Below are 4,426 nucleotides of genomic sequence, written 5' to 3' on the forward strand. Positions count from 1 at the left end.
GCTCCTCGCGCACGCGCCGGTCATGGCGCAGGCTCAACGCCATCATCGACAGCATCCCGGCCAGGAACGCCAGGAAGACGACCACCGTGAGCGGCGCGCGGTACAGGCGAAACAGGCCCAGGTCCACGACGATGCGCTCGCCGCGGTTAAACCAGGTGAACGCCGCCGCCACCAGGGTCACGCCGGCGGCGGGCAGCCAGCGCGGCGCGCTCACGCGGCCGCCATCGCGTGCGCCAGCTCGCCCACGAAGGTGGCGCCGGAGGTGGAGACCAGCTTGACCTCGGCAAAATAGCCGATGAGCTCCACCGGTCCGTCGAACGTCACCACCTTGTTGCTCTCCGTGCGGCCCTGCAGCCCGCCGCGGCGGCCCTCCTTTTCCACCAGCACCTCTTCCACGCGGCCCACCTCGGCGTGGTAGAGCTCCGCCTGGATGGCGCGGTGCGTCTCGATCAGCCGCTCCAGCCGCGCCTTGCCCACCTCGTCGGGCACGAACTGGTCGCGCGGCAGGCGCGTGGCCGGCGTGCCGTCGCGCTCGCTGTACTTGTACAGGAACGCGTCGTCGTAGCGCACGGCGCGCATGAGCTCCAGGGTAGCCTGGTACTCCTCGTCCGTCTCGCCGGGGAACGCCACGATCACGTCCGTGGAAAGCGCGATGCCGGGCATGGCCTCGCGCACCCATTCGATCTTCTCCAGGTACTCCTCGACCGTGTAGCGGCGCAGCATGCGCTTGAGCGTGCGGTTGTGGCCGCTCTGCACGGGCAGGTGCAGCTGCTTGCACACGGCCGGCTCCGTGGCCATCACCTCCACCAGCTCACGCGTGAAGCCGTTGGGGTGCGGGCTCGTGAAGCGCACGCGGCGAATGCCGTCCACCCGCGCCACCTCGCGCAGCAGGCGCGGAAAGCTCCAGCCGCCGTGCTCCCACGAGTTCACCGTCTGGCCCAGCAGCGTCACCTCGGGCACGCCGTCGGCGGCCAGGGCCCGCACCTCGTCCAGGATGGCCTGCGGGTCGCGGTTCTTTTCGTCGCCGCGCACGTACGGCACGATGCAGTACGTGCAGCGGTAGTTGCACCCGCGCTGGATGGGCACCCACGCGCTCACGCGGCTGATGCGCTTTGCGGCGACGCCCTCGTAGTTCTCGTGCGGGTCAAAGCCCAGCACCGTGAGCCCGCGCGGCTGCTGCGGCGCGTGCTGGCCAAACGCCAGGGGCAGCGCGGGGCGCGTGCGCTTGCCGGCCACCTCGGTGAGCTTGTCGGGGAGCTGGCGGTAGGCGTCGGGGCCCATCACCAGGTCCACGCCGCCGGCGCGGCCCAGCAGCGAGTCGCCCATGCGCTGCGCCATGCACCCCGTGACGCCGATGACGGCGCCCTGCCGCCGGAACTCCTGCAGCTGCCCCACGCGGCCGATCACGCGCTGCTCCGCGTGGTCGCGGATGGCGCACGTGTTCACGAGGATGACGTCGGCGTCGTCGGGCTTGTCGGTGGCGACGAACCCCTGCTCTGCCAGGATTCCGGCCATCAGCTCGCTGTCGCTGATGTTCATCTGGCAGCCGTAGGTCTCGATGTAGGCTCGCTTCATGGTAGGCACTGCGGGAACCGGTTGGGCGCAAGACCGTGCGCATACACCGGAGCGGCGGGCGGGTTCACGGGCGGGAACTACAACTGCGGGGGACAGGGGACTGGTTACAGGGGACAGCCTGCAACGGCGGAAGAGCGCCGGTTACCGGAGCAGCGGCAGGACGAACGCAGGGTCACGCGCAGGCACCGGTGAACCGCTGAAGTCCTGCAGATCGCGCGTGACGATGAAATCCGCGCCGATCTTGCTGGCCGACACCGTCTGCACGGCATCCTCGAAGTCCCGCCAGCCAAGGCGCAGTGCGTGCGACAGGCCCGCGCGATCCACGGGAACGACGTCCAGAATTCGGAGCACCTCGGCCACGGCGGTTACCGCCGCCTGGTGACCCTGGTTCTTGGCGATGATGTAGAAGGCGGTCGTGATGGTATGCGCCGCGACGAAGCCCTCCGCGCGCCCCTGATCGATGGCGCTCAGCACCAGGGCAGCGTCGACCACGAACGGCGGCCGGTTGAGCGCAACATCCAGCACGACGTTTACGTCCAGAAGCAGCTTCACCGCCCGTGCTTTCCAAGCAGGTAGCGGCGATAGTCCTCCTCGTCGGCGTCACCCGCGCCTGCCCCCAGGAGCTTTCGCACTCCCAGGGTAAGCTCGCGAGTCCAATCCTCAGCCTCGTTGGGGAGCGGGGCCGCCGGCGAATGCAGCGACCGCACATCGCTCGTGCCATTTGCCGGCAGCGTCCCGATCAGCTGCTCGATGGTTTCAGCGACGCCGGTTCCGTGCTGCTCGCTGTAACGCCGCACGCGATCCACGAGCCCGGATTCGAGCTCGACGTTGAGCATTACCTTGGCCATACGCGACTCCTTGTTGATTCCCCACCAACGATGCGTACAAGCCGCACGTACGTCAACCGGGCGCGAAAAACGGCCTCACTCACCAAGAGCGGGGCCGTTCATGCCGTTGCGGGCCGTCCCCCGTAACCTGTCCCCTGCAACCCGCCGTTCAGGCCCTTACTGCCGCGCCCACTCGCCGTACAGCGGGAACCGGTCGCACAGCTCGCGCACCTCGCCGCGCACCGTGGCCGCCACCTGCTCGTCGGCCGGGGCCGCGATCACGCGGTCGATGAGGTCGGCGATGATCGCCATCTCCGCCGTGCCCAGCCCGCGCGTGGTGAGCGCCGGCGTGCCGATGCGCACGCCGCTGGTGACGAACGGCGACTCCGTCTCGCCCGGCACCGTGTTCTTGTTGACGGTGATGCCGGCGTGGTCCAGCGCTTTTTCGGCCACCTTGCCCGTGACACCCTTGCTGCGCAGGTCCACCAGCAGCAGGTGGTTGTCCGTGCCGCCCGACACCAGCGTGAACCCGCGCTCGGCCAGCCCCTCGCCCAGCGCGCGGGCGTTGGCGATCACCCGGCCGCTGTAGTCGCCGAACTCCGGCCGCAGCGCCTCGCCGAATGCCACGGCCTTGGCCGCGATCACGTGCATGAGCGGGCCGCCCTGGATGCCGGGGAAGATCTGCTTGTCGATGGCCTTGGCGTGCTCCCCGGTGCTCAGGATGAGCCCGCCGCGGGGACCGCGCAGCGTCTTGTGCGTGGTGGACGTCACCACGTCGGCGTACGGCACGGGGTTGGGATGGTGCCCCGTGGCCACCAGGCCGGCGATGTGCGCCATGTCCACGACCAGCTTTGCCCCGCACTCGCGCGCGATCTCGCCGAACGTCTCGAAGTCGATCTGCCGCGGATAGGCCGACGCGCCGGCCACGATCACCTTGGGCCGGGTCCGCATGGCCTGGTCGCGCAGGGCCGCGTAGTCGATGCGGTGGTCGTCGGGGCGCACGCCGTACGCCACCACGTTGTACAGCCGCCCGCTGAAGTTCACGGGCGAGCCGTGCGTGAGGTGGCCGCCCTCGCTCAGGTTCATTCCCAGCAGGGTGTCGCCCGGCTCCATGAGCGCGAAGAACACGGCCATGTTGGCCTGCGCGCCGCTGTGGGGCTGCACGTTGGCGTGCTCGGCGCCAAAGAGGGTGCGCAGCCGCTCCTGGGCCAGCGCCTCCACCTCGTCCACCACCTCGCAGCCGCCGTAGTAGCGCTTGCCCGGGTAGCCCTCGGCGTACTTGTTGGTGAGCACGGAGCCCATGGCCTGCAGCACCGCCTGGGAAACGAAGTTCTCCGAGGCGATCATCTCCAGCTGGTGCTCCTGGCGCTCCGCCTCGGCAACGAGCAGGCGGTGGATGTCGGGATCGGTCTGCTTGAGCGCGTCCATTCGATTGTCTATCCGGCAGCTCGGGCGTTCCTGGGATACGGGCCATGCGGCGCCGCAAACTACCCCGCCGCCCCGCCGGTGTACAGTGGCGGACGCCGCCGCGTGACCCCGCGGCACATCCGATCGTCTTTACGGCTCAGCACTTGCGAGCGGACCGGCAAACGCCTGTGGGCGCGGCCGTCCGCGCGCACGGTCATCGAGGACAGCGCCGGCCGGCCGGCAACGGCCCCTTCCGGCGCACCGACGCGGAGACATCCCCATGAAGCACTTCCCTCGCCTTGGCGCCGCGATGTTCGCGGTCGTGCTTGCGACCGCCGCCTGCTCCGGCAACAACCGCAACCCCGTGTACTACCCCGGCAGCGCGCGCCCCACGGTGGACCGCAACGGCGACGGCCGAATCGACAGCCGCGACCGCGAAGGCAACCGCGACCGTAGCGCGCGGCCCAACGGCAACAAGGGCAAGCGCGACGAGGTTCGCTGCAACGCGGGCAACGGCAATGGCAACGGCAACGGACGCTGCCGCAACGGCAACCGGGGCCGCGGCAACGGGCGCGGCGAGTAGATTCCGCGATAGACAAACGAGCGGCGGCGCGGGC

Annotated in this window: 6 protein-coding genes; 1 reads left to right on the forward strand and 5 read right to left on the reverse strand. The window is 69.8% G+C overall.

The window, feature by feature from the left end; translation table 11 throughout:
* The 5 genes from VFZ20_RS30495 to glyA form a co-directional block, all read right to left on the reverse strand.
* The coding region (locus tag VFZ20_RS30495) for a hypothetical protein (RefSeq protein ID WP_329687747.1) at positions 1 to 214 on the reverse strand (214 nt) is incomplete at its 3' end.
* A complete protein-coding gene (gene miaB, locus VFZ20_RS30500) occupies positions 211 to 1,575 on the reverse strand; it encodes a tRNA (N6-isopentenyl adenosine(37)-C2)-methylthiotransferase MiaB (RefSeq protein ID WP_329687748.1) in 1,365 nt (454 codons plus the stop codon). The genes VFZ20_RS30495 and miaB, both read right to left, overlap by 4 nt.
* Positions 1,576 to 1,716: 141 nt before the next feature.
* On the reverse strand, positions 1,717 to 2,127 hold the full coding sequence (locus tag VFZ20_RS30505; protein WP_329687749.1) for a PIN domain-containing protein: 411 nt from the start codon (positions 2,125 to 2,127) through the stop codon (positions 1,717 to 1,719).
* Entirely contained in the window at positions 2,124 to 2,423 is a 300-nt protein-coding gene (locus VFZ20_RS30510) for a hypothetical protein (RefSeq protein WP_329687750.1), read from the reverse strand. Before VFZ20_RS30510 ends, VFZ20_RS30505 begins: the two co-directional genes overlap by 4 nt.
* Positions 2,424 to 2,579: 156 nt before the next feature.
* On the reverse strand, positions 2,580 to 3,830 hold the full coding sequence (glyA, locus tag VFZ20_RS30515) for a serine hydroxymethyltransferase (protein ID WP_329687751.1): 1,251 nt from the start codon (positions 3,828 to 3,830) through the stop codon (positions 2,580 to 2,582).
* Between the two features lie 259 nt (positions 3,831 to 4,089).
* Between glyA and VFZ20_RS30520 the strand changes: the two genes are divergently transcribed.
* Entirely contained in the window at positions 4,090 to 4,392 is a 303-nt protein-coding gene (locus tag VFZ20_RS30520; RefSeq protein ID WP_329687752.1) for a hypothetical protein, read from the forward strand.
* Positions 4,393 to 4,426 lie beyond the last annotated feature (34 nt).

Source organism: Longimicrobium sp., from assembly GCF_036280135.1.
GTDB lineage: Bacteria > Gemmatimonadota > Gemmatimonadetes > Longimicrobiales > Longimicrobiaceae > Longimicrobium.